General features: G+C 31.7%; 22 protein-coding genes. 3 read left to right on the top strand and 19 right to left on the bottom strand.

Annotated features, from left to right (window positions below):
• Nucleotides 1-91: 91 nt before the first annotated feature.
• The 5 genes from WY13_RS06710 to fdhF form a co-directional block, all read right to left on the bottom strand.
• The gene (locus WY13_RS06710) at nucleotides 92-628 is read right to left on the bottom strand and encodes a nitroreductase family protein (protein ID WP_063554925.1); all 537 of its coding nucleotides are present in this window, start codon (nucleotides 626-628) and stop codon (nucleotides 92-94) included.
• A 200-nt stretch (nucleotides 629-828) separates the two neighbouring features.
• Entirely contained in the window at nucleotides 829-1386 is a 558-nt protein-coding gene (locus tag WY13_RS06705) for a hypothetical protein (RefSeq protein ID WP_156498985.1), read from the bottom strand.
• A 55-nt stretch (nucleotides 1387-1441) separates the two neighbouring features.
• Nucleotides 1442-1627, bottom strand: a complete 186-nt coding sequence (locus WY13_RS06700; RefSeq protein WP_063554924.1) for a hypothetical protein — start codon at nucleotides 1625-1627, stop codon at nucleotides 1442-1444.
• Nucleotides 1628-1777: 150 nt separating this feature from the next.
• Nucleotides 1778-2350: a 4Fe-4S dicluster domain-containing protein gene (locus tag WY13_RS06695; RefSeq protein WP_063554923.1), complete on the bottom strand. Its 573-nt coding sequence runs from the start codon at nucleotides 2348-2350 to the stop codon at nucleotides 1778-1780.
• 13 nt (nucleotides 2351-2363) lie between these two features.
• Nucleotides 2364-4469, bottom strand: coding sequence for a formate dehydrogenase subunit alpha (gene fdhF / locus WY13_RS06690; RefSeq protein WP_082848411.1), 2106 nt, complete (start codon nucleotides 4467-4469; stop codon nucleotides 2364-2366).
• A gap of 491 nt (nucleotides 4470-4960) precedes the next feature.
• On the opposite strand from fdhF, the gene WY13_RS06685 reads away from it, so the two are divergent.
• Nucleotides 4961-6187 carry a molybdopterin molybdotransferase MoeA gene (locus tag WY13_RS06685; RefSeq protein WP_063554922.1) on the top strand — a complete coding sequence of 409 codons (1227 nt, stop codon included), beginning with the start codon at nucleotides 4961-4963 and terminating at the stop codon, nucleotides 6185-6187.
• Between the two features lie 106 nt (nucleotides 6188-6293).
• Here the strand turns inward: WY13_RS06685 and WY13_RS06680 are convergent, their stop codons facing one another.
• Entirely contained in the window at nucleotides 6294-7592 is a 1299-nt protein-coding gene (locus tag WY13_RS06680) for an IS110 family transposase (protein WP_082848380.1), read from the bottom strand.
• A 424-nt stretch (nucleotides 7593-8016) separates the two neighbouring features.
• Between WY13_RS06680 and WY13_RS06675 the strand changes: the two genes are divergently transcribed.
• Nucleotides 8017-8403 (top strand): SatD family protein, encoded by a 387-nt coding sequence (locus WY13_RS06675; RefSeq protein WP_063554921.1) that lies wholly within the window; start codon nucleotides 8017-8019, stop codon nucleotides 8401-8403.
• Nucleotides 8404-8424: 21 nt separating this feature from the next.
• On the opposite strand, the gene WY13_RS06670 is transcribed toward WY13_RS06675, so the two are convergent.
• From WY13_RS06670 to WY13_RS06615, 12 genes are all read right to left on the bottom strand, one after another.
• A complete protein-coding gene (locus WY13_RS06670; RefSeq protein WP_063554920.1) occupies nucleotides 8425-9201 on the bottom strand; it encodes a SatD family protein in 777 nt (258 codons plus the stop codon).
• Between the two features lie 645 nt (nucleotides 9202-9846).
• On the bottom strand, nucleotides 9847-11148 hold the full coding sequence (locus tag WY13_RS06665) for a pyrimidine-nucleoside phosphorylase (RefSeq protein ID WP_063554919.1): 1302 nt from the start codon (nucleotides 11146-11148) through the stop codon (nucleotides 9847-9849).
• A gap of 15 nt (nucleotides 11149-11163) precedes the next feature.
• The gene (deoB, locus tag WY13_RS06660; RefSeq protein ID WP_063554918.1) at nucleotides 11164-12345 is read right to left on the bottom strand and encodes a phosphopentomutase; all 1182 of its coding nucleotides are present in this window, start codon (nucleotides 12343-12345) and stop codon (nucleotides 11164-11166) included.
• 23 nt (nucleotides 12346-12368) lie between these two features.
• Nucleotides 12369-13550, bottom strand: coding sequence for a NupC/NupG family nucleoside CNT transporter (locus tag WY13_RS06655; RefSeq protein WP_063554917.1), 1182 nt, complete (start codon nucleotides 13548-13550; stop codon nucleotides 12369-12371).
• Nucleotides 13551-13994: 444 nt separating this feature from the next.
• Nucleotides 13995-14639: a deoxyribose-phosphate aldolase gene (gene deoC / locus WY13_RS06650; protein ID WP_063554916.1), complete on the bottom strand. Its 645-nt coding sequence runs from the start codon at nucleotides 14637-14639 to the stop codon at nucleotides 13995-13997.
• 143 nt (nucleotides 14640-14782) lie between these two features.
• On the bottom strand, nucleotides 14783-15181 hold the full coding sequence (locus tag WY13_RS06645; RefSeq protein WP_063554915.1) for a cytidine deaminase: 399 nt from the start codon (nucleotides 15179-15181) through the stop codon (nucleotides 14783-14785).
• A gap of 94 nt (nucleotides 15182-15275) precedes the next feature.
• Nucleotides 15276-16211: a sugar-binding transcriptional regulator gene (locus WY13_RS06640; RefSeq protein WP_063554914.1), complete on the bottom strand. Its 936-nt coding sequence runs from the start codon at nucleotides 16209-16211 to the stop codon at nucleotides 15276-15278.
• A 72-nt stretch (nucleotides 16212-16283) separates the two neighbouring features.
• On the bottom strand, nucleotides 16284-17495 hold the full coding sequence (locus tag WY13_RS06635) for an ABC transporter permease (RefSeq protein WP_063554913.1): 1212 nt from the start codon (nucleotides 17493-17495) through the stop codon (nucleotides 16284-16286).
• Nucleotide 17496: 1 nt separating this feature from the next.
• Entirely contained in the window at nucleotides 17497-18204 is a 708-nt protein-coding gene (locus WY13_RS06630; RefSeq protein WP_063554912.1) for an ABC transporter ATP-binding protein, read from the bottom strand.
• The gene (locus WY13_RS06625; protein WP_063554911.1) at nucleotides 18201-19280 is read right to left on the bottom strand and encodes an efflux RND transporter periplasmic adaptor subunit; all 1080 of its coding nucleotides are present in this window, start codon (nucleotides 19278-19280) and stop codon (nucleotides 18201-18203) included. The genes WY13_RS06630 and WY13_RS06625 overlap by 4 nt, the downstream gene beginning before the upstream one ends.
• 147 nt (nucleotides 19281-19427) lie before the next feature.
• On the bottom strand, nucleotides 19428-20111 hold the full coding sequence (locus WY13_RS06620; RefSeq protein WP_063554910.1) for a Yip1 family protein: 684 nt from the start codon (nucleotides 20109-20111) through the stop codon (nucleotides 19428-19430).
• 447 nt (nucleotides 20112-20558) lie between these two features.
• Nucleotides 20559-21191 (bottom strand): TrkA C-terminal domain-containing protein, encoded by a 633-nt coding sequence (locus tag WY13_RS06615; RefSeq protein ID WP_063554909.1) that lies wholly within the window; start codon nucleotides 21189-21191, stop codon nucleotides 20559-20561.
• Between the two features lie 392 nt (nucleotides 21192-21583).
• Here WY13_RS06615 and dapB point away from each other — a divergent pair, with 392 nt between their 5' ends.
• The gene (gene dapB / locus WY13_RS06610; RefSeq protein WP_063554908.1) at nucleotides 21584-22411 is read left to right on the top strand and encodes a 4-hydroxy-tetrahydrodipicolinate reductase; all 828 of its coding nucleotides are present in this window, start codon (nucleotides 21584-21586) and stop codon (nucleotides 22409-22411) included.
• Nucleotides 22412-22489: 78 nt separating this feature from the next.
• Here dapB and WY13_RS06605 read toward each other — a convergent pair whose 3' ends face one another.
• Nucleotides 22490-24733 carry a cell wall-binding repeat-containing protein gene (locus WY13_RS06605; protein ID WP_063554907.1) on the bottom strand — a complete coding sequence of 748 codons (2244 nt, stop codon included), beginning with the start codon at nucleotides 24731-24733 and terminating at the stop codon, nucleotides 22490-22492.
• Nucleotides 24734-24814: the final 81 nt, after the last annotated feature.

Here is a 24814-nt window from a genome sequence, read left to right as displayed (position 1 = left end):
TTTGTCATTATATTTTATGTATAAGTTGAAATTTCAATTAGAAAACCTATAAGAATTTTAAAAGTATATGAAAATTAATTGCATATAAGGTTTAGTCTATAAATTGAGCGATTTCATCTATGCTTTTACGTACCTTATTGCGGAGAGCTGAATCTGCAGAATATCCTACACTTATGACAAGCCTGATTCTTTTAAAATTTGGTATGTGAAGTAAATCCTTAAGCTTTTTTTCATTAAACCATCCCATAATACAGGTAGATAGTCCTTGCTGCGTAGCTGCAAGACATATATGAGCAGTTGCAATCCCTATATCAATGGGAGCATAATCTTGATTCTTAATTTTACCACCGATTCTAGCTTTAATATCTGTTTTTTCCTGGAGTACAATAATAAATGCCGGGCATTTGTCTGTAAATTTGTTCATCCCTAGATCTTGAAGACATTTAGAAACCTTAGGTGACAGGTCTTTATTATTTACAATAATAAATCTCCAGGGCTGACCATTGCAAGCTGAGGGTGCAATTCTTGCTGCTTCTATACAGGCAACTAGCTTTTCCTTTTCTACTTCTTTTTCTTTATAGTTTCTGCAGCTTTCACGTTTCTTGATTAAATCAAAATAATCAGTCATAAATACATCCCTTTCGTAATTTGCTCATTTAAGTACTTTATAATAATATAGGTTACATTTGTCAAGATATATTTACATTATAAATAGCCTTCTATGATATTTTGATTTTATCATAGAAAGCTATATTTTACAGAATTTTTATTACAGACTTCTTTATCTTAAGCATTTTTCACAGCTTTAGTAAATTTTAAATTATAGTATCATTTAATTATATTAGCTATCTCTTTTATTACTTTTTCAAAATTATCATTAAAATTATTTTCTATAATTATGTCAGCTTGATTTATAACTTCACTTGCTGATTTTCTTATTTGACTGTTTTTTGTATTCTTCATCATAACGAAAACGCCAGGAGTAACAACTTTTCGTAAGCTATTTGATTCACATACTATAAGAGAATTTTTAGGTATTTGGGTAATAAACGCACTAAATCCTTCGGACATATTGTTTTTTAATGTTTTTAACCAGTAAACTTTTTCTGCTCCAGCAGCTAATAATAGAGAAGTATCTTTATTATTACCAGTATTTAATTCCTCTGTTATCTCAAAATTCCCTTTTAAATTTGAACATGCTCCGCAGCCTTCTCCTCCATGTATGCATTTTCCATTTTTCTCTTGAATAGTTGTTACTTTTAGGGCTATCACTGGTTTAGTTAATTTATATTTATTTATTATTGAAATAGCAAGAGTGGTTTTTCCACTGTTTCTAGCAGTTGAACCAATTAAAATCATATTGGGTATAGTATATTTATTAGTCACTATTTTTGTTCACCTCTCTATTAATTAATGCTTTAGGAATTTTCAAAGAAATAACTTAAAAGCAGCCAAGCTGACAACCTATGATCTTTATAGAATTTTCATTACATAACTTCCCTATATCCGAAATATTTATTTTCAATTTTTCTGCTATTTTATAAGCATCAGAACATGCTAGACATTTCTTATCCTTATCTATTTTGCAGTGGCTCTCTATAATTTTCAATGTAATATTTTTGTCCATTTTGTTCCTCCTTTTCCAATCCACTTATTCGTTTGATTACTACCTACTTAAATATTAATAGTATAATCTCAATGCTATTCTTTATACAGTAACGTACCTAGATTTAATTTACCCAAATCTAGGTACGTTTTTCCAAAACGGATTTAATTTTTATATGCTTTTATTTTCTAATAATTCTAAAGCATTAGATTGACGCTTATTTTTGATACTATTATTTATAACTTCAGGACTAATTATGACAAAAGCATCAGCTGGACAAACTTCTACACAAGCGGGACCTTCAGGCCTGCCTGCACACAAATCACATTTATGTGCTGCCATAACTTCCTTATTCTGATTTTCTTCTTTAGTAATTACATTTAAGATTTGTGTTTGTTTATGGCCACTTTTATATTGTGGAGCCATGTCCATAGCTCCAAATGGGCAAGCAAGTATACATATTTTACACCCAATACATAAATCTGTTTTTACAACAATTTTATTTTCTTGATGAACAATTGCACCTACAGGGCAAACATTTGCACAAGGTGAATCATCACACTGCCTGCATTGTATTGGAACGGTAACTTTTTCTGCCCGTATTAGATTGATACGAGGTGAAAAAGGAACACCTGCAGATCCTGCAGTAAGTATACTAACATCTAAATGTGCAGCTGCACATGCAATTTCACAAGATTTACATCCAATACATTTATTAGGATTTGCAACAACAAAGGTATTCAATATAATTACCTCCTTAAGCGTCTTTACGCATGCTCTTTTTACGGAAAATCTTGCGCTTTTGACATCCGAAATCTGAGAAATCTAATTTTTTTATCTTTACTGAACAAACTTTAAGTTCTGGTGTTTCAGTAACAGGATCACCTGCACTATTAGTCAAAATATTACCTGGGCTTTCAGTAAAATGAAAAGTAATAAATGTTAATCCCTCTGGTACTCTGGTTGTTACTTGTGCTTTTGTAATTAATGAGCCGCGTCGTGTTGATGCACTAATCTCATCACCATCTTCAATATTAAGATTTTTTGCATCTGTAGGGTTGATTTCCAAAAATCCTTCTGGCTCCACACCATTTAGACCCCAACTACGCCGCGTCATACTTCCTGTATGATAGTGGGCAACAACACGTCCAGTAGTCAACATTAATGGATATTCTTTATCAGGAAGTTCTGCAGGTTCTCGATACTCAATTGGAGAAAACTTACCCAAACCTCGAGAAAATTTACCTACATGTAAAATAGGTGTACCAGGATGATTCTCATTAGGACATGGCCATGTAATTCTGCTTTCCTCTAGACGTTTATAACTAATGCCAGCATAACTTGCTGTCAAAGATCTCATTTCATCAAATACGTCTTCAGAAGAATTATAATTTGCTGGATAACCCATTGCATTCATAATGTCCCGGAGTATTTGCCAATCTGGAAGACTATTACCTATTGGCTCTATGGCTTTACGAATACGCTGCACTGTACGATCGGTGCTAGTAAAAGTTCCGTCTTTTTCAGCATAAGATACACCTGGAAGAACAACATCAGCAATTTCAGCTGTTTCAGTTAAGAAAATATCTTGCACAATCAAACAATCCAAATGTTTCAAGCAGTGTTCCACATGATTTATATCAGGGTCACTGCGCATTGGATTTTCACCAAATACATACAGCATTTTCACCTCATCTTTTGCAATTGCATTCAAGATAGATGGAATGGTAAGTCCAACTTTATCACTTAACTGAGCATTCCATGCTTTTTCAAATTTTGCTTTCACATCAGGATTAGTTACTGACTGGTATCCAGTGTATACATTAGGCAAAGCTCCCATATCACATGCACCTTGAACGTTATTTTGACCACGGAGAGGGTTAACGCCTGTTTTAGATCTACCCATATTACCAGTAAGCATGGCCAAATTAGTTACAGACAGTACATTGTCAACGCCGGTAGTATGCTGGGTAATGCCCATGGTATAGTAAGAAGCAGTATTATCAGCTTTAGCAATAATTCTTGCAGCTTGTTGTATTTTTTCTGCTGATACATGTGTTATATTAGCTGTATATTCTGGGGTGAATTTCATTGCAACTGCTTTGAAGGCTTCAAAATTTTCAGTTCTTTTAGCAATAAAGGCTTCATCAGCTAGTCCTTCTGTAAGTATAACATTTGATATTCCATTTAAAAGTGCTACATCTGTGCCTGGTTTAAGCCGCAGCCAAACATCAGCATGTAATGCCATATCGGTTTTGCGTGGATCAGCCACTACTAGCTTAGTACCACGTTCTTTAGCTTTAAACATTTTAAGACCAATTATAGGATGACATTCTGTAGTATTTGTACCAATAGCAAAAATAGCATCTTTAGGTCCCATTTCATCAAGTTCATGTATTGAGTTTGTCATTGCTCCACTGCCAAATGCTGTGCCTAGACCAGACACGGTAGGAGCATGTCACAAACGGGCACAATGATCAATGTTGTTAGTACCAACCACTGCACGCATTAATTTTTGCATAAGATAATTTTCCTCATTGGTACATCGTGCTGAACTGAAAGCTGCAACACTGTCAGAACCATATTCTTTTACAGTTTTTTTGATTTTAGAAACAATAAACCCAATTGCCTCTTCCCATGTAGCCTCAATTAGCTTTCCTTCTTTTCTTATCAAAGGATTAATTAGGCGATCTTTATGATGTACAAAGTCAAAACCAAAACGTCCTTTTGAGCAAAGTTTACCTTGGTTTACTGAATTTACATCATTATCTGGGGTTACACTAACAATTTTCCCATCCTTTACATTTAAGAAAAACGTGCATCCTGTTCCACAATAAGGACAAGTAGTTAGTACACTTTTCATGTTTTTACACTCCTTTCTTTAGGTTCATTTATTGTAGTCCCTTTTACCTGTGTTTCCACACAATTTAATATTATGACTAAAATCTAGGAATCTTCTTTCTAATTAAATTATAAATTTTTTAATTTTTAACTAAACTTACCATATAATGATATAATAAATTTATTTTGAATTTTAGTAGAAACTATCTGTGTAAGTATTATATCATAAAATAATCTAAGTGAAAATGGTTTCATAAGTCTTACATTTTATAGTATTCAAAACTCTATTAACTCTTAGTGCATAATATTTTAATATGATTTTCTTATAAAATTTATTTATTGTAATAAATTAAATGACATTACTATAATTAGTGTAGATATATAACAAAGGTAATATTACTATATATATTTTAGATGAAATTATATAAAATTAAAATAATTGATGTATAATGATATAAATATTTAATTGTATTAAAATTAAGTATTTACCAACAAATCTTTAAGGAGGTTATTATGAATCTTTATAATGTAGTATCTGTAGAAGAAGCAAAACGTATTATAAATTCTAAATTTGAATTAAATTTAGGGTCGGAATTAGTAGATATTAAAGAATGTAATGGCAGAATATTATCTAGGGATATTATATCATCTTCAAATATTCCAGGTTTTAAAAGATCTATGGTAGATGGATATGCGGTTAAATTTAAAGATCTTCAGGGTGCTAGTGAGAGCATGCCTTCTATGCTTAATTTAAAAGGAGAAGTTAAAATGGGCCAAATGCCTGCTGAATGCCTAGAATTACCAGGAGAATGTATTTATATACCTACTGGAGGAATGCTTCCAAAGGGAGCTGATAGTGTTATTATGATCGAATATACTGACAAAATGGATGAAGTAACTGTACTTGCCAATAAAACGATTTCATTTGGCGAAAATGTATTAAATGAAGATGAAGATGTGGAATTAGGTGAAACTGTGCTTAAACGTGGAACACTTTTTTCACCTTACAGTGTAGGTATGATGTCAAATTTAGGAATTACCCAAATACCTGTATTTTGTAAACCGAAAGTTGGGATAATTTCTACAGGGGATGAAATTGTTGCACCTGAAAAACAGCCGCGTCCTGGTGAAATTAGAGATATTAATTCATATCTTATTTATTCTTCAGTTATTGAAGATGGTGGAGAACCTATATTGTATGGAGTGATTAAAGATAACTATAAAGCATTATATGAAGCTGTTAAAAAGGCTTTAGAAGAATGTGATATAGTACTTGTGTCTGGCGGCAGTTCTGTAGGAAAGAAAGATGAAACTGCAAGGGTTATTGAGGAGCTTGGAAATCCAGGAATACTTTTTCATGGAATATCCGTAAAACCAGGTAAGCCTACTATACTTGGTAAAGTAGAAGATAAACCTATATTTGGACTTCCGGGTCATCCACTTTCTTGTGCTGTAGTTTACAGAATATTGGTTACATATGTTTTACATACAATGATGAACTTACAGGAAATAGAATATCCTATTCCTTGTAAATTCAGTACAAATTATCATAAAGCTAAAGGTAGAGAAGAATATCTTCCAGTTATTATAGATAATATAAAAGGCGAATATATAGCTGCACCTATTTTGACTAAATCAGCAACTATAAGTGGATTTACAAAGGCGTGGGGTTATATAAAAATTGATAAAAATGTAGAAGGAATTTCTGAAAATGAAAAAGTATATGTTAATAAATTTTAGCAATCTGGTAATATGTCAAGATAGTTTTTTAAAAGATTTCGATATGTTTTCCTTAAAAAAGGGTACACAAAATAGACGTTCGAATTTTTGACAAAAAAATCGAATGTTAGTTCGCCTTGATATGAAATTCGGTGTCTAATTTTTCACCGGTGTACAGTTGGTTTTTGACCAGCAAACCAAAAACGAGTCGTACGAATTTACGAGATGTCAACGCAAGTGCTCTTTTGTGCTGATGTTTCGGAACTTCGCTGTATTTTTTAGCGTAGTAGTCCCGATACTCAGGAATGTATCTTCTGACACTGTTGGCGGCTTCGCCAAGATAATAACGCAAATAAGTATTACCAGCTTTCTGCATACAAGTGTCTTCTCCATCGAAGTCACCAGACTGATTTTTTGACCAAGTAAGCCCTGCATACTTGGCTAAAGCATCAGATGAATGAAAAATATTTATATCGCCAATTTCAGCAATGATTCCAGCAGCAAACACAGGACCGATACCATTAATTGATTTGAGAATGGTAAGTGCATTAGGATTCATGCCTTTGATTGTTTTTTCAATGGCATCATCAATAGCCTTAATTTCTTTCTTAAAAGTATCAATACAGTTGAAAGAACTTGCCAAAGAGATGTTTAAAGGCTCATAAAGGCATTTGTCAAGGCGATAGGAATCCCTCGCAGCTTTCTTCAAAAGCTCAGTAGTTTTTGAAATATCTGCAATTCTGTTCCTGCTTTTTTCAGCAATGAATGTAAGCAGCTCCTCTTCAGAAGCATCAATAATCTCTTGAGGAGATAAATATTCTGTAAGGATAGCAGATGAAGCGGCACCATAAATGTTGCTAAATGGCTGGTTTCCTCCGCTAAGGAGCTGTAGTTCACTGAATTTGAGATATAGGTTAGAAACCATGTATGTCTTCTCTCTAGTAATGCATTCTGTCAGATGCAAGCGATGTCTGGTAAGACGTTTTAAAGCCAAAAACTGGCTTCCACGCCAAGGCTGTATTTCGATTAAACCAGCTCTTGCAAAATCAGCAATAATAAAGGCATCCAAAGGATCCGTTTTAGCCATAGCAGTAAAGGCTTTCCTATAGTTAGCTGTCATCTTTGGATTTAGACAGAAAACATAAGGCTTGAATGGAAGCAATATTTCGCAAGTAGAAAGATGGTTCGCTATGTGAATGTTATAAACAGAAGTAGATTCCATAGCAATGACAATGGTATTCAAATCAGAATGAGCAACCATACAATCTTTGATTAAAGCAGAGAGTTCATCTGCACCAGGCTGATTGTTGGAGAAAGAAGTTTGTATATATTTGTTTTTGTAAAAATCCATTGCATAAACAACATTGGATTTGGAACTGACATCAATACCGACAAACAAAGTAGACATAAAGTTAATCTTTAACATGATATCACCATCCTTTCCGATTAAGTATTTTTGAAATCTGAAGCAAAAGGTTTATCCCAGGCATCATGTAGTGACCGCAACCTCGCGTAATCAGCATGCACCCTGCCAGCTTTTTTGCTGGAGCTACGACAGGGGATGAAACATCTGTGTAAGCGGAATATGCTACATGAACCAGGCTGAAAGCTAAAAAAGCAGACACAACAAGCGTTGGCTGAAAGGAGTGAAAGCAGTGCCTTCGGACATCAGACTCTGCTGATATCATACCACAGGATAATCTTTATTGAATATATAAATATTAATTGTATAGATGGGAATAGGATGAGGAAGAATCCCTCAAAGATGTCTCCTATCTCTATACTATAAAAAAGATAAGTTTATAACCAGTTTTTCTTGGCTATAAACTTATTATACGAGGAGTGATATATTGAATTATTTGACTATGATTTGTGATTTAAAAAAGTCAAGGAAACTTGTAAATCGGGAAAAAGTTCAATATCAGTTAATTGATATGTTAAAAGGAACTAATAAAATATTTCAATCAATAATAGTTGTTCCTTTTATTATTACTATAGGTGATGAATGGGAAGGATTGTTAAATTACGACTGTAATTACATGAAAATTTTAGATTTTTTTCATAAGGAATTAAAATCAGTTGACTTTTATTGTGGTATTGGCATAGGACCCGTTTCTATTAAGAATTTTGAATTAACTGTAAATCAATTAGATGGTCCATCATTTTATCTAGCTAGAGATGCCCTTATAGATGCCAAGAATCAAAACCTACCTATTGTAGTAAAAGAGTATTCATAATCTGTTCTATTTTATTACTTATTAAATAGAAATCAATAAATTTATTAATAGCTTTACCATTCCATGGTTTCGTTGAATAGTAAAATATTCAGCACTATTTAACTTTTGACTTATTCCTCCTATAGTCTCATTTAATTTATCTGCATTTTTTTCTATTATTTTTCTATAAGATTTATGTTTCATATATTCAGTATATATTATTTTTTGCTTCCGTGTCAGCTTACTTTTTAGAATCTCATTATTTTCTATAACAACGTTTATTATATCATCTAAAGAAATCAATTCATTACAATCTACTGCATCCACTGCAACTTCTTCATTAAATGGAATGTTCCATTTTGTTTTAAAAAAATGATTTTGTACTGATATGTGATTCATTATAGATTTAAGAAAAACCTTATTTGTTTTACTATAAATATATTTTGTCCTTTTCTTAGATGATTGTTTGGCAATATTTATAGCATCCCGGGCCATTATAAAACATGAACCATCCATCCTACGGGTATCTTCATAAATATCTGTTTTCAGTTCACCTATTCCAATTCCTGAATAAAATTTTACATCATCTTGCCAAAGTAATCTTTGAAAATCATGAACAATATCGTAGCAGTTTTCAGGTTGACTTGTAATAAGCTGCCACTCATCCCCAAGGGTAAAATTTATTTGAGAAACCAAGCTATCATGATACTTTTTATACATTAAATCAAAATATTTTTTTAACTTTTGCTGCAGTATCTCACGATTTGGTATATTCCTAGAATCAACAATATCCATTGTCACTACACCATACAATTTCAACTTAGTTTTCTCCCTTCAACCTAAAAACAATTTTAACCATATTATACCACATAAATTCTCCAAATAGTAGAAAATAAAAAACTATATAGAGTTTCTAGTTTGAAAGTTGACTTATGCCAGCCATATACTAACAAATTTCATCACACTAAAAACTTTTAATAAGTCTAAAGTTCAGTATTTTGAAAATCTAAAGGAGCTTATATAAACTCGTGCCTCAGACATATATAAGCTCCTAAGATTTTCTAAAATACCTCACTAAGACTTATGGAAAAGTTTTTAAATGTGATTTCAATTTTGTCAGTATATTCTATGCATAAGTTCAAATTTCAAGTAGAAATCTCATATATAGATAGTTATCTTCACAATTAAATTTTACGATCTATATATGAGTATTCTAACTAAAAAATCAACTTATACGTAGGCATATTTTTACAATAATGAAGCTCTTTTAGATATTTTGTATATAAGTCTTAGGAAAAAATTCTTAAAAAATCTAGAACTTTTGAATTGTTTGAGGTACGAGTTTTTAAAAGTTCTCAGTATTTTTTTAAATTTTTTCCTTAGCCTTATCAAAATATTTAAGGAGCTAAAGTTTGTAAAAAATATCCAGAGTATAAGTTGATTTTTCGTTTAGAAACTCTATTATTATTCTGTTATAATCTTGTGGATCAGAACTGGTTTTTCTGCATGAGCACTGATAGTGATATTCTCGTAAATCTTATTCTTTACATCTTCTACATCTTCACGGTCTGAGTAGATAGTCATAAGTGATTCCCCTTTTTCTACCTTATCTCCAACCTTTTTATTAAGAACTATTCCTACAGCTAAATCAATTTTGTCTTCTTTTGTAGCTCTTCCTGCACCTAAAAGCATTGCTGCTATACCAATTTGGTCAGCTAACATATTTGAAACATATCCACTTTCCTTTGCAGGAACAGGAATTTTATATTTTGCTTGAGGTAATTTTTCAGGATTGTCCACAACTGATGGATCTCCACCTTGATTTTTAAGGAATTCCTTGAATTTTTCTAATGCTTTTCCACTCTTTATTGCTTCAAGTAATTTTTCTCTTGCTTCTTCTAACGTCTTTGCTTTTTTACCAAGTACAACCATCTGGCTTCCAAGAGTTAAAACAAGTTCTGTTAAATCTTCTGGTCCTTCTCCTTTTAATGTATCAATAGCTTCCTTTACTTCAAGAGCATTTCCAATTGCAAATCCCAAAGGTTGAGACATATCAGAAATTATTGCCATAGTCTTTCTGCCTACATTATTACCTATTTTAACCATAGCATGTGCAAGCTTTTCTGAATCTTCTTCTGTCTTCATGAAAGCTCCTGCACCAGTTTTAACATCAAGTACTATCGCATCTGCTCCTGCTGCAATCTTCTTGCTCATTATTGAACTTGCAATTAGTGGAATTGAATTGACAGTTCCAGTTACATCACGAAGAGCATATAACTTCTTATCTGCTGGAGTCAAGTTACCAGTTTGTCCCATAACTGCAACTTTACTGTTGTTAACAAAATCAATAAATTGTTCTTTTGTAAGTTCAACATGGAATCCTTTTACTGATTCAAGTTTATCAATAGTTCCACCTGTATGTCCAAGTCCACGTCCTGACATCTTTGCAACAGGTACACCTAGAGATGCAACCATAGGTGCAAGAACAAGTGTTGTTGTATCCCCTACTCCACCTGTTGAATGTTTATCAACTTTTACACCATCAATTGCTGAAAGATCAATAGTTTCTCCAGAATGAACCATTGCCATAGTAAGATCTGCTCTCTCACGATCAGTCATATCCTGAAAATAAATTGCCATTGCAAGAGCACTCGCCTGGTAATCAGGAATTGAACCCTTAGTATAACCTTCTATAAAAAATTTAATTTCTTCTGTAGTTAATTCTCCTCCTTCACGTTTCTTTTCAATTATATCTACCATTCTCATTTTTACATACCACCTTTATATTAATTTTTGTAAAAAGCTTTCACCATATTTAGGCATCTTAACTTTAAAGTTATCTGCAACTGTTGCACCTATATCTGAAAAAGTCCTGCGTATCCCTAGATCTTTACCTTCTTCAAATCTCTTTGAATAAACGATTAGGGGAACAAATTCCCGGGTATGATCTGTTCCAGTATATGTTGGATCATTACCATGATCTGCTGTAATTATAAGCAAATCATCTTCTCTTAACTTTTCAAATACTTCAGTGAGTCTTTTGTCAAATGCTTCTATGGCATCTCCATATCCTATTGGATTACGTCTATGACCATAAACTGCATCAAAATCAACTAAATTAGTAAAGCTGAGTCCATGAAAATCTTCATCAAGTACGGAAATAAACTTATCCATGCCATCCATGTTTGATTTAGTTCTAATTGCTTTTGTAACTCCTTCACCATCAAATATATCTCGAATTTTTCCAATAGCAATTGAATCCAAACCTGCATTCTTTAGGTAATCCATTACTGTTTCACCGAAAGGTTTTAATGCATAATCATGTCTATTTGAAGTTCTCTTAAATGTATCCGCTGTTTTTCCAACATACGGTCTAGCAATTATTCTTCCTAATTTATATGGTTCATCTAGTGTTATATCACGGCAATATTGACATATTTTATATAACTCATCTAGCGGTATAACTTCCTCATGTGCAGCAATTTGAAGTACAGAATCTGCAGATGTATATACTATAAGCTCTCCTGTCTTAAGCTGCCTTTCTCCAAGTTCCTTTATAATTTCCGTTCCACTAGCTGGCTTATTTGCTATAACTTTTCTTCCAGAGAAATCCTCAATCTTCTTAATTAATTCATCTGGAAAACCATTAGGAAAAACTCTAAATGGCTTATCAATATACAGTCCCATCATTTCCCAGTGACCCGTCATAGTATCTTTTCCACGTGAAGCTTCCTGCATCTTTGTAAAATAAGCTTTTGGATGGTGAGCCTTTTTTACTCCTTTAATTTCATATATATTAGATAATCCCATAGCTTCCATGTTAGGTATATTTAATCCGTTCTTTTTTTCTGCAATGTGTGCTAATGTATTAACACCAACATCACCAAATTTTTCTGAATCTGGTGCTTCACCAATGCCAACAGAATCCATAACTATTACATGTATTCTCTTAAATTCATTCATTAAAATCACTCCTTACACATATATTATACAATTAATCCAACAATAGTTGCTGTAAGTACACTTACTAGTGTTGCTCCATATAATAATTTTAATCCAAAACGTGCAGCTACATTGCCTTGTTTTTCATTCAATCCTTTAACTGCACCTGCTATAATTCCAATTGATGAGAAATTTGCAAATGAAACTAGAAATACAGATACAATAGCTGTTGCTCTATAGGATAAGCCAAGATTTCCCTGTGCAAGTGTAGTCATTGCAACAAATTCATTTGATACAAGTTTTATTGCCATTATACCTCCTGCTTTTACTGCTTCATTAAATGGTACACCCATAAAAAATGCAAATGGAGAGAAAATGTATCCAAGAATATCCTGGAATGAAATGCCACATATTCCTTTAAATATTGCGTTAATTAATGCAATTATTGATACAAATCCAATTAACATTGCTCCAACTGTAATAGCAACTTTAAATCCATCCATGATATATTCACCGAGCATTTCAAAGAATGATTGTTTTTCCTTCTCTTCAACCTCTAAAATATCATCTTCTGGCTTTACAGTATATGGATTTATAATTGAAGCTATAATGAATCCACCAAATAGATTTAATATAAGTGCTGTTACAACATACCTAGGCTTTATAAGAACCATGTAAGAACCAACAACAGATGCTGATACTGTCGACATAGCTGATGCACAAAGAGTATATAGACGATTTTTAGGCAATAATCCAAGCTGCTTCTTTACTGAAATAAATACCTCTGATTGTCCAAGAATTGCCGATGCTATTCCATTATAAGATTCTAATTGACCCATACCGTTTACTTTACTCAACGCTAATCCAACGTACTTAATTATAAAAGGTAATATCTTGCAATATTGTAATATACCTATTAAAGCTGAAATAAACACGATTGGCATGAGAACGCTTATAAAAAATGTATATTTACCGTCATTCACCATACCACCAAATACAAAGTTTACACCTTCTGATGCACATTTAAGAAGTGCTCCAAAACCATTTGCTACTCCACCTACTAAAATATTACCTACTTCAGTATTTAATAAAATAAATCCGAAAATAAATTGTAAGACAACCATTATAATTATAGGCTTTATCTTTACACTTTTCCTATTATTGCTGCCAAGTAATGCAAGTCCAGCTACAATGGCTAGTCCAATAATTCCAACAATAAATTTCATTTTGTGTATCCCTCCTTAAATAAGTTTAACTAAAATGTCCAAATTTTCAAATAACGATTACATTATTTGAAAAATATTGCAACGCAATATTTTTGAGATGACAGAGGACAATTGACAGAGGACAGTGAAGGTGAGTTTTCTTCCTTACGTCAGAAAACTAATTTATTTTTTAGGCTTATTTTGCTAATGCAAAATATTGTTTACTCAGAAAGTACTCCTGAGAAACAAAAGAACATGAGTTTCTTTTAAATTAAAGGTTTTTCGTAGTGTAGCGGAGAAAAATCCTCCTTCACTGTCCTCTGTCCTCTGTCCTCTGTCCTCTGTCCTCTGTCAATTCTCCCATAAAAAATACTTCGTAATTTGCTTATATTAAGTCTACATTTTGTATGTGCGAAAATTGAGTTGTTAATGTATATCTTCTACTAATAGAGTCCATACAAATATTTATTCAGATACAATAGTAATACCTGCACTTGCACCTATACGGCTTGCTCCTGCTTCAATCATATCTAAAGCCTCTTGTTTAGTATGGATACCACCAGATGCCTTAACTCCCATATCTTTTCCTACTGTTTCACGCATGAGTTTAACATCTTCCACTTTAGCTCCATATTTTGAGAATCCGGTTGATGTTTTTACAAAATCTGCTCCTGCTTTTTTAGCTATCTTACAAGCTCTAACTTTTTCCTCTTGTGTTAAAAGACAAGCTTCTATAATAACTTTTACTAATGCCTTTCCTTTTGCAGCTTCTATAACAGACTTTATATCATTTTCTATATACACATCATTTTTATCCTTTAGTTCTCCAATATTAATGACCATATCAACTTCCTGTGCACCATTTTTGATTGCATCTTTTACTTCAAACACTTTTGTTTCAGTTGTATTAGCCCCAAGAGGAAATCCAATAACCGTACATACCTTAACTTCACTACCATGTAGCTTCTCAGTTGCTAGTTTAACCCATGTTGGATTTACACAAACTGAAGCAAAATTATACTTCTTTGCTTCTTCTGTTAATTTAATTATCTGGTTTTTTGTTGTTTCCGGTTTTAATAATGTATGATCAATCATTTTAGCGATATTCATAATAAATCTTCCTTTCGTACAGTAATTCATAATAAGTTTTAACATTTGTAAAATTTATTATGAAATTTTGTTCACAAGTTTTCAAATTAAAAGCATTCTTTTTAACTCGATTTCAAAATAAAAGAACACTTCTATAGCTGATATTATTTATTTAAATCTTCTTTGGTAAAGGCTCCTGGTAATAATTCATCTAATGTTTTAACTATATACTCACCTTCACCTTTTCCGAGTATTATCTCCGCATCCTTTGAGGCAAACTCCGCTATAACCTGTCTGCAAACTCCACAAGGATATGTATAATCGTTTTCTACTCCTACAATCGCAATCGCTTTTATAGCTCTATTTCCTTCTGATATAGCTTTAAATATTGCAGTTCTTTCTGCACAATTTGTTGCGCCATATGAAGCATTTTCTATATTACAACCTGTATAAACCTTTCCATCTTCAGCAAGTACAGCTGCTCCAACTTTAAAGTTGGAATAAGGAGCATAAGCATTTTTTCTTCCCTCAAAAGCTTTAGAAACTAAATTTTTATAATCCATTAAATTTGTATCCTCCCCTCAATTTCTATTACACATACATAATAAATCTTTTTTGAACATTTGTAAATAGGTATATGAAATTTAGTTCATATACCTATTTTAAAAGTTTTCTGGCAGTATATTTATCTGTAATGAGTATATTAGCATTTTTTCCTTTTAAGGCTCCTTTAATTGCCTCAACTTTATGTGATCCCCCTGCAACTAAAATTGCCTTTTCCTTTTTCTTTAAATTTTCTAGTGATATACCTATAGTACGATTATTTATCTCTTCATCACAAATTTTGCCATTTTTGTCAAAGAATCTTGAGCAAATATCCCCTACACCTTCTTGTTTTAACTTCTTCTTCTCCGGCTCATTTAGATATCCTAGTTGGAATAGTAATGCTTCATCCCTTACAGTACCAACTGTAAAAATTGCTATATTTGCATTTGCACCCATTTCTATAATACTCTTAATATTTCTATCATGCTCAACCATTTCTTTTATAGTCGAATTGTCAAAAATCACAGGCAAAGGCAAATACCTTGGTATCGTATGAAATGCTTCTGCAAATAATTCAATAGTTTCAAAAGCATATGTATTTACTTCCGAATAACTAATACCTCCTTTTAACTGAATCACTTCTATTCCCTTAAGATTTTTAGGCTCCAAATTCTTTGCAACTTCATACATGGTAGTTCCCCAACTTACTCCAAGCATATCACCATTTTTTAAAATTTCACTTAAATATTCTGCTGCCTCTTTGCCAATATACTCTCTTATAAGTTCATAATCATCCTTTGGCGAAAAAGCAACGCGGACATCTCTTAGTTTATATTTTTCCTTTAATTGATGTGACATATTATCTAAATCATCAAAGGGATCTACAATATCAATCTTTACAAATCCCTTTTCTTTAGCATATTGCAAAAGCCTGGATACAGTAGGCCTTGATATTCCAAGTTGGGATGCAATTTGCTGTTGACTATAATCTGACTTATAGTATAACCTTGCTGCTTCAATACTCAATTGCTGCTTTTCGCTGTCCATAAATTCACTCCCCATACTTTAACTTTCTTCTAATCATATTATATGGTCTTTTTAAAACAAATCAAAAAATTTTTATTCATATCTTAAAGCTTCAATAGGATCTAATTTTGCTGCCTTACTTGCCGGGTATAGCCCAAAGAATATACCAATTGCTGATGAAAATGAAAATGCTATAAATATTATTTTAAATGACACTGGTACGGGCATCTTTAAGAAAGATCCTGCAATTTTACCTATTGTGATACCTAATATAGTTCCAATAGTTCCACCTATAAGGCACAGTATTATAGACTCCATTAAAAACTGTACTTTTATGTCTCTAGTTTTTGCTCCAATGGCTTTTCTTATGCCTATTTCTCTAGTTCTCTCTGTCACAGATACAAGCATTATGTTCATAACACCTATACCACCAACTAAAAGTGATATAGCTGCAATAGCACCCAATACACCTGTTATAACAGATAATGATTTATTTAGATTTTCAAGCTCTTTAAATCCAGTTTGAGCTGTGTATTTGTTTTTGTTTTGATGTTTATTTTCAAGAATTTTTACCATTTTGGAACTTATTTCTTCAGCCTTACTCATATCGGATAACATTACTGACATATAACCAATATCGGTATTTGTAAGTATTCTATCAGCAATAGTTATAGGTATAAATATTGTGCCAGGAGCATTATCTGACATGGATCCAAGATTGCCATTTGGGTCTTTACATACTCCAACTATGTTTAAATCTATATCTTGGTCATCTGAACTTAATTTAATACTTTCTCCAAGAGCATCATTTGTATTGTGAAATAATTTTACAGCTGTTTTTTCATCTATAATTGCTGCAGTTGACCTTATCTCTACATCATGTTCTTTTAAAAATCTTCCATTAACCATTTTTATATTTGAAAGTTTATCATAACCTTCTGTTGATGCCACAATTTGGACACGCTTGGATTTATTTTCATTTTTCAAGTTTCCATCTCCTCCAAGTGTAGGAACAACTGATGTAACTTCAGGTATTTTCTCCTTTATAAGATCTATATCATCCATAGTAAAATAATCTCTTTTTTCTATAGCACTATCTGAAGACTGATTAAGCTGAAGATTAATTACATTGCTGCCCATGCCCTCAAATTGTCCTGTAATATATTGTTTTGCCCCAGCACCCATAGATACTATAGTAATTACAGAAGATATTCCAATTATTATTCCCAGCATAGTTAAAAAAGATCTTAATTTATTTGATTTTATACTTTGTAGTGCAGATTGAAAGCTTTCTTCAACATTCATATCACTTCTGCCCCCCAACTATGGTTCTTTTTTCTACTGGATTATCTGAAATTATAGTTCCATCTTTAAAAACTATGGTTCTTTTTGTATGCATGGCTATGTCAGGTTCATGTGTAACCATAACAATAGTTACTCCTTCATCATTTAATTGCTGGAAAATCTCCATTATTTCTTCACTAGAAACGCTGTCCAAGTTTCCTGTAGGTTCATCTGCAAGTATTATAGTTGGATCATTTACTAAAGCTCTTGCAATGGCTACCCTCTGTTTTTGTCCACCAGACATTTCATTCGGTTTATGATGAAGTCTATGAGATAATCCAACTCTATCCAAAGCCCACTTTGCTTTTTTTTCTCTCTCTTTTTTAGATACTCCTGCATACATCATGGGCAATTCCACATTAGCTATAGCTGTAAGCTTTGGAAGTAAGTTAAATGCTTGAAATACAAAGCCTATTTTCTTGTTTCTTATATCAGCTAAACTGTTATCGTCTAATGATGATATATCTACACCATCTAAATAATATTTTCCATCTGTAAGTTTATCTAAACAACCAAGTACATTCATAAGAGTAGACTTACCCGATCCTGATGCTCCCATTATAGCTACATATTCTGTCTTTTCAATTTCTAAATTAATTTCCTTTAAAGCCATAAGCTTTACGGCACCGGTATCATATATCTTAACTAAATTCTCCAATTTAATTATCACTTATTGTTCCCTCCTGCTTGAGTCTCTACAATATCTCCATCTTTAAGGGTATCCGGAGGATTTGATACATATTTCTCTCCTTCATTAAGACCATCTATAACTTCCATATAATCATCTGTCTCTATGTCTGTACTTATATATCTTTTTGAAACCTTATTTTTGCCGTTCACTATGTAAACATATTTTTTCTTTGTGCCTTTTTCTTCTTTCACACTATCAAAGCCCATACAAACTACATTTCTTTTTTCATTAAATATAATTTCTGCATCTGCTTCATAACCTACTTTTATACTATCATCTGCATTATCTAGAGTTACTATCACATTTACTTTAGCTTCCTGATTGGTGGCTTTAGCATCAGCCTTAACTTGAGCTATTTGTCCTACATCCGTAACTGAACCAGTATATTTTTTTTGATCATTACCTTTTATTTTAACAATGGCCTTTTGTCCTTTTGCAACCTTCATAGCATCATATTGACTCATATCTATAGAAACTTTATATTGTGAAATATCATCTACAATAACCATATCTCCTGCTTTAGGAATTTGATTTTCCTTAGCGTCAACTCTCATTACTTTTCCATCTACATTAGATCTTATATTACTTTGTTCTATCTTTGCATTTAAATTGTCTATTTCAGCTTTAATAGAATCTGTTTGATTTCCTACATTATCTTTACTAGTCCCTGGTACTGCTTGTGATTGTGATACTGCATTTTGAGCATTCTTTAAATCAATCTTTAGCTTTTTTAGTTCACTGTCATAGTCAGATGTATCCATTTGAACTAAGATATCTCCCTTTGTAACCTGCTGCCCTTCTGTTACTAGCACCTTTGCTACCTTCTGTGTATTATTTAATGTTATATCATTGCTATATTTAGGTTCTATACTTCCTGAAACTGTAGTACTTTGAACTATATTTCTTCTGGTCACCTTAGATATAGTTACTTTCTTACCTTGTGATTTCCTCGATTTTGCATAAGAAGATATCCCTATAGCTGTAATCATAAATATAACAGCTACTATAATTGCTAATTTTTTCTTGTCTTTTACAAAACTTAATTTAAATTTCATCTATTTTCCTCCCCATTTTTTCTACGGCCTTACTAAGAATTATAAACTTTTTTCCAAACTATTCAAATAAAGATAAAACTGACACTGTACAAAAACAATGCCAGCTTGTCTAACTGCACAAAGCACTATTCAATTTCAACAATATTTTTAAATTAAAACTTTAAAAACATACACTGCAGCGGCGTAAACCACAAAAACTATAATTGCTGCTTTTTTTGTCTTCATTTTAAACACAATAGAAGTACCAATTGTTGATAAAACTGCACTCCATATATAGAAAAAATCTATACATGAAAACAATTTATAAATTGTACTTTTCATATCTGTTGATGAACTTAAAAGCAATGTAAGGCTAGTTGAAATATTTTTTATATTTTGTGGCTCTGTAAAAAGCATTATTATTGCAGTTAAAATTCCACCTATTAGAACTGGAACATAAGCTAAAATATTTATACAATATAAATTTTTAAAGTTTCCAGTTTCTTTTGAAATAGAAGCTATAAGTTTAATAACAGCACTAATTACTAATGCAAATAATGCTGGCGTAATTAATGCACTAATTACCGTAAAAATTATAGCTCCAGTTTTTATAATTGGAATTGCAGCTTGAGAAAAGTTTGGCATTTGCTGAGCTTGTAAAACAGCAAAACTTGTGAGCTTGGGTATTTCTATTATAGCAATAATTAACTGAATTAGTGTTATAGGTATTAAGCATCTCCATACTTTAGGATTTTTATTAACTCTTTCCATTGTTTCTCTTGGTGAAATTATAGCACCAATAATATTTTTTAAAATTCCATCTTTATTTCCTTCTGAATTTTCTTCTGACATTTAACTTCACCCTCCTACTTTTAAATAATTTTCCTTTACATACTACTTATTTACGTATATTTTGTAAATATTTATTGTAATTATGTTTATATTGTATATATACATTATATACAATATAAATATAAAAATCAATGCATTCATCTAAACAGTAAGCATTAGCTCACCCATTTGTAAAGAATTATTTCTAGCCATTTTTACATCACATATATCATTTAATGACATATCGTTAAGCAAACTATATCATTAAATGATATATATGTCAACAAATATAAACAGACTTCTTAGCATCAGATAAAAGCAGCTTTAAGCTATTATTTTTTTGTATATATACCAAAATTAACTTTCTTTATTTAAAAAAGCCAGATTACATTATCTGACTTTTTCATTCTAATATTTTGATTAATTTATTTATATTGAACCAATTTAAAGTTTCCTTTTTCCTTATTATTAACTATTATCTCCATAAAGAAATTTTTTGATTTTATGGTACACATCTTCTTCACCTATTGCTAAAAAAATGTCTCCATCTTTAAATACAGCATAAGGGCCTGGAGAAAGTATTAAATTTCCTTCTCTACGTATACCTATTATAGTAGCATTTGTATTCTGCCAGAACTTACTCTCGCATATAGTTTTCCCTACAACACCCAGGCCTTTATATATTTTAAATTCAAAAGGCATAAATGGATTGATGTTCACAAACCTATTTGAATAATCCAAAAGTTCGTCGATTTTTTCCCCAATTTTTTTTTCAATTTCATTTCTATCATTTAATAAGTCTAAAATTTGATTTTTAGATTTGTTCATAGAACCTATGTCCTTAAATTTATCTATAAATTTCAAACAATTATCCACAGACTTAACAATAATTCCACTGCCCTTTATTACCTCTACAATATCCATTTCATTTAAAAGCATAATAGCTCTTCTTACAGTTTCAGGAGAAACATTATAATGACTTGAAAGAGATGATCTCCCATGAAGTTTATCTCCTATAGAAAAATCACCATCTAATATTCTATTAGCTATATCAACGGCTATTTTCTGGTATACAGGTTTTGTAACATTTTGCAATGACATTTTAATTTTTACTTCAAATTACTTTATCTGATGGCTACCTACTGTAACACTCCTACTAAGTAAGATTCATTGATAACTTGAAGTAAAGCCTCCTTCCAATAAAATCCTAATAAATCAATACTAAGTATAAATTATTATTTATATTATGTAAATAATAATTTAACAATTTGTTGGAATTAATAATTAAAGTTTCATACAAACCCTTAATCTACACTAAAATAGAATTAATTGAAGTTATGCATAAATTATAAACATACATTAACTATTAATGACAAGTAACAACTTATATGATATAATTAAGTTGTTACTAAATTTGAAATAGATAAGTAGCAAAGAAATGACATCAATACTTAAAATTTTTCTTATAAGCGTTAAAAAAGGAGGTAATTTATTTGATAAAAGTAGGCCTAATAGGTTTAGGTAAGACAGGAAAATATATTGCAGAAGGCGTTTTACAGCAAGATAACATGGAAATGGTAGCTGCAATCTGCAGTCCTAACAGTGAAAAAAGAGGAATGAATTTAGGAGAGTTACTTGGTAATTCTAAAACAGATGTAAAAATAACTACTTCTGATGAACTCCAAGCTACTATTTTTAAGACGAAACCAGACGTTGTGGTAGACTTCTCAAATCCACAAGCAACCATGAAAAATGCCATCACACTATCAAAAATGAAAGTAAATATGGTAATAGGTACTACAGGTTTCTCCAAAGAAGATATTAACAAGCTTCAAACTATATCCTATAAGTTTAAAAACGGCATAGTTTACGCCCCAAATATCACTTTAGGAGTAAACGTAATAATGCTGCTAAGCAATATTGCAGCTACTATATTAAATAATTATGACTTCCAAATCGTAGAAATGCACTATAAAGACAAAAAAGACTCCCCTTCAGGGACTGCATTAAAACTATCGGATGAAATAGAACATGGGCTTCAAATATCTGGTGTACAAAATAAATCTATTCCTATAAGTTCTGTGCGTGCTGGAGGGGTAGTAGGAAAACATTCCGTTCTTATAGTTGGTGATGAGGATAGAATAGAAATAAGTCATGAATCTTTTTCAAAAAAGGTTTTTTCAATAGGAGCCATTAATGCAGTAAACTACATTTATAAAAAGTCCGGATACTACGAGATGAAAGATGTATTAAATCTAAAAAAAATACTTCATGAATACATTGACAGTCTAGATAATGAAGTACTTAGTTCTCAAATTTAAAAATTAAATCATTTTACTGAGTCATATCTTTAATTCTAATTATGACCACCCTTAAAATGGGTGGCCTGTTAAAAATCTCTATTTAGAATATTTGCTAATCCAGCTTACTATATCGTCTATAACATACTTTGATACATTGCCCTTTCCATACTCCTCAGGAGTCATCTTTCCTTCTCCTTCTATAAAAAAGTGATTTAACTTATCATAAGAATTATACTCAACATTTTGTTTATCCTTCAATATATTCTTCCACTTTTCTAAATTAGAAGCAGCTACTTGATAATCCCTCTTTCCTTGAAGAATAAGCAGGGGATCTTTTATGTCTACTGCATCCTGTACTTGAGTTGAATTCTTAACACTTAACCAATAATAGGGATATGCATGAAAAATCATAGTATTTTCAGATATATTTTCAGGAAAATCTTTATTGTTTTTTACTAAGTCATATAAGTTTTGTATATATTTTAAATTATCTTCGTCCATATATCCTATTGAATTCAAATATTTACTTTGCTCTAAAAGTGTGTCTAAAAAATCTACCGGTCCTGCCATCATTATTCCACCAGCTGCACCACTATTGCCGCAATTTTTTAATATGGTTGGTGTAAGCATTGCCCCCTGACTGTGTCCTAAAACAAAGACCTTGCTGGAATCAATTTCTTTAGTTTTCTTTAATAATTTCACTGCATCTACTGCATCATTTACTGTTTCCTTGTTTAAATCAAATTTTGTATCTATTGAAGCTAAGCTGCCATATTCTTTTGTTCTTTTATCATAGCGAAGCACTGCAATTCCCTTTGAAGCAAGTCCTGCAGATATATCCTTAAATACCTTTGTGTCCCCATAGGTCTCGTCCATATCATTAGCGCCACTTCCATGAACAAGCACTACTGCCGGGAATGGTCCCTTTCCTTTAGGTATGCTCAATACTCCTGGAAGTTTATACTTTTCATCTCCTATAACTACATTTTTTTCAGTAAAATTATCTATATTTACATAAGTTGGAAGCTTATAATTACTTTCCCCTGGAGCAGCTTCAGATGTGAAATCATATACTTTTCCATCATTGTCATATTTTATTTTTATATCTACATTTGTAGGAAGCCCTTCTACTTTATAGGTTAATGTAACCATATTACCAAGAGGCAGCTTTTCCTGCTTTATACCTAGAGGTTTTGTATCCATTCCTTTAAAGCTCACATTGGAAAAATAACTTTTCATTATGCTTTCTCCATATCCTGATTTTAAATCAGTGCTTAATTCTTCCACAGCCTCATCTATTTTTTTATTTAGTAAACATGTCATAAAATCCTGAGCTTTAGATTTTAAGCTCAGGGGATTCAAAATATCCTCTACATTTTTAGAAATCATATTTTCTCCTCCAAGTATTACAATTTCATTCACCTTTTGATCTTGTATATAAGATTTAAGTCCTTCTACATTACCTTCATCTGTTATTACTATAGGTGCCTTAAATTTAGCTGAAAGAGCAATGCCAGAAAGTGAATCTGGAAAGTTTTTTCCACTTGTAACTACTAAATTTTTTAAATTTTTATTAAAATATTTGCATATATTTATAGAAGTTTCATATCTATCTTTACCTTCTATTCTCACTACATTTTGTGATACTTCTTTCAATTTACTCTCTATATTGCTGCTTACAGAACTGATTCCTCCTATAACATATATATTAGAAGGTTTTATTTCCTTAATTTTTTCTTCTATCTCATTGGGCAGGTTTCCAGAAGGAGTTATAAAAACAGGATACCCTTTATAGGAAGCTATGCTTGCTATACTTAAAGCATCGGGAAAATTGTTACCATTTGCTACAACTACTGGAGTTCCTTTCTTTACATCTACTTTGCTTGCTACTTTTACATTGGTTTCATATCTGTCTTTTCCACCCAATCTTATTATTTTATTAAAGCCTTTTTCTTTAAAATACCTTTCAAATTCACTATTTACAGAAGCTTCCCCTCCTAAAATATATATAGTTCCTTCTTTTTTTAAATGATTTTCAATATAACCTAATGTTTTATCACTACTTTTTATATTTTTACCTACAAGCATTATAGGAGAATTTCCTAATTCCTGTAGACATCCAGCTGAAAGTGCATCTGCAAATTGTTCTCCACTTGCAACTATTACACTGTCCAATTGTCCTTGCTCAAAATAGTTAGCTATATTGCTGCAGGTCTCATATCTGTCACTACCATATAATCTTTGTACACTAAAGTTGTCATCTGCATGAGCAGGATAAGATAAAAAAGTACAAGCTGCTAAAGCTAGCACAACACTTAATTTAGTATTTCTATTTAGCATAATACTCCCCTCTTTATATATACTATATTTGTTATAATTCTTATATTTGTTATATATGTATTATAACAAATATAGATTAAA

The sequence above is a fragment of the Clostridium ljungdahlii genome (assembly GCF_001636845.1).
Classification (GTDB): Bacteria; Bacillota; Clostridia; order Clostridiales; family Clostridiaceae; genus Clostridium_B; species Clostridium_B ljungdahlii_A.
The sequence above is the reverse complement of the archived record's forward strand: the minus strand, read 5'-3'. Positions and strand labels throughout refer to the sequence as shown.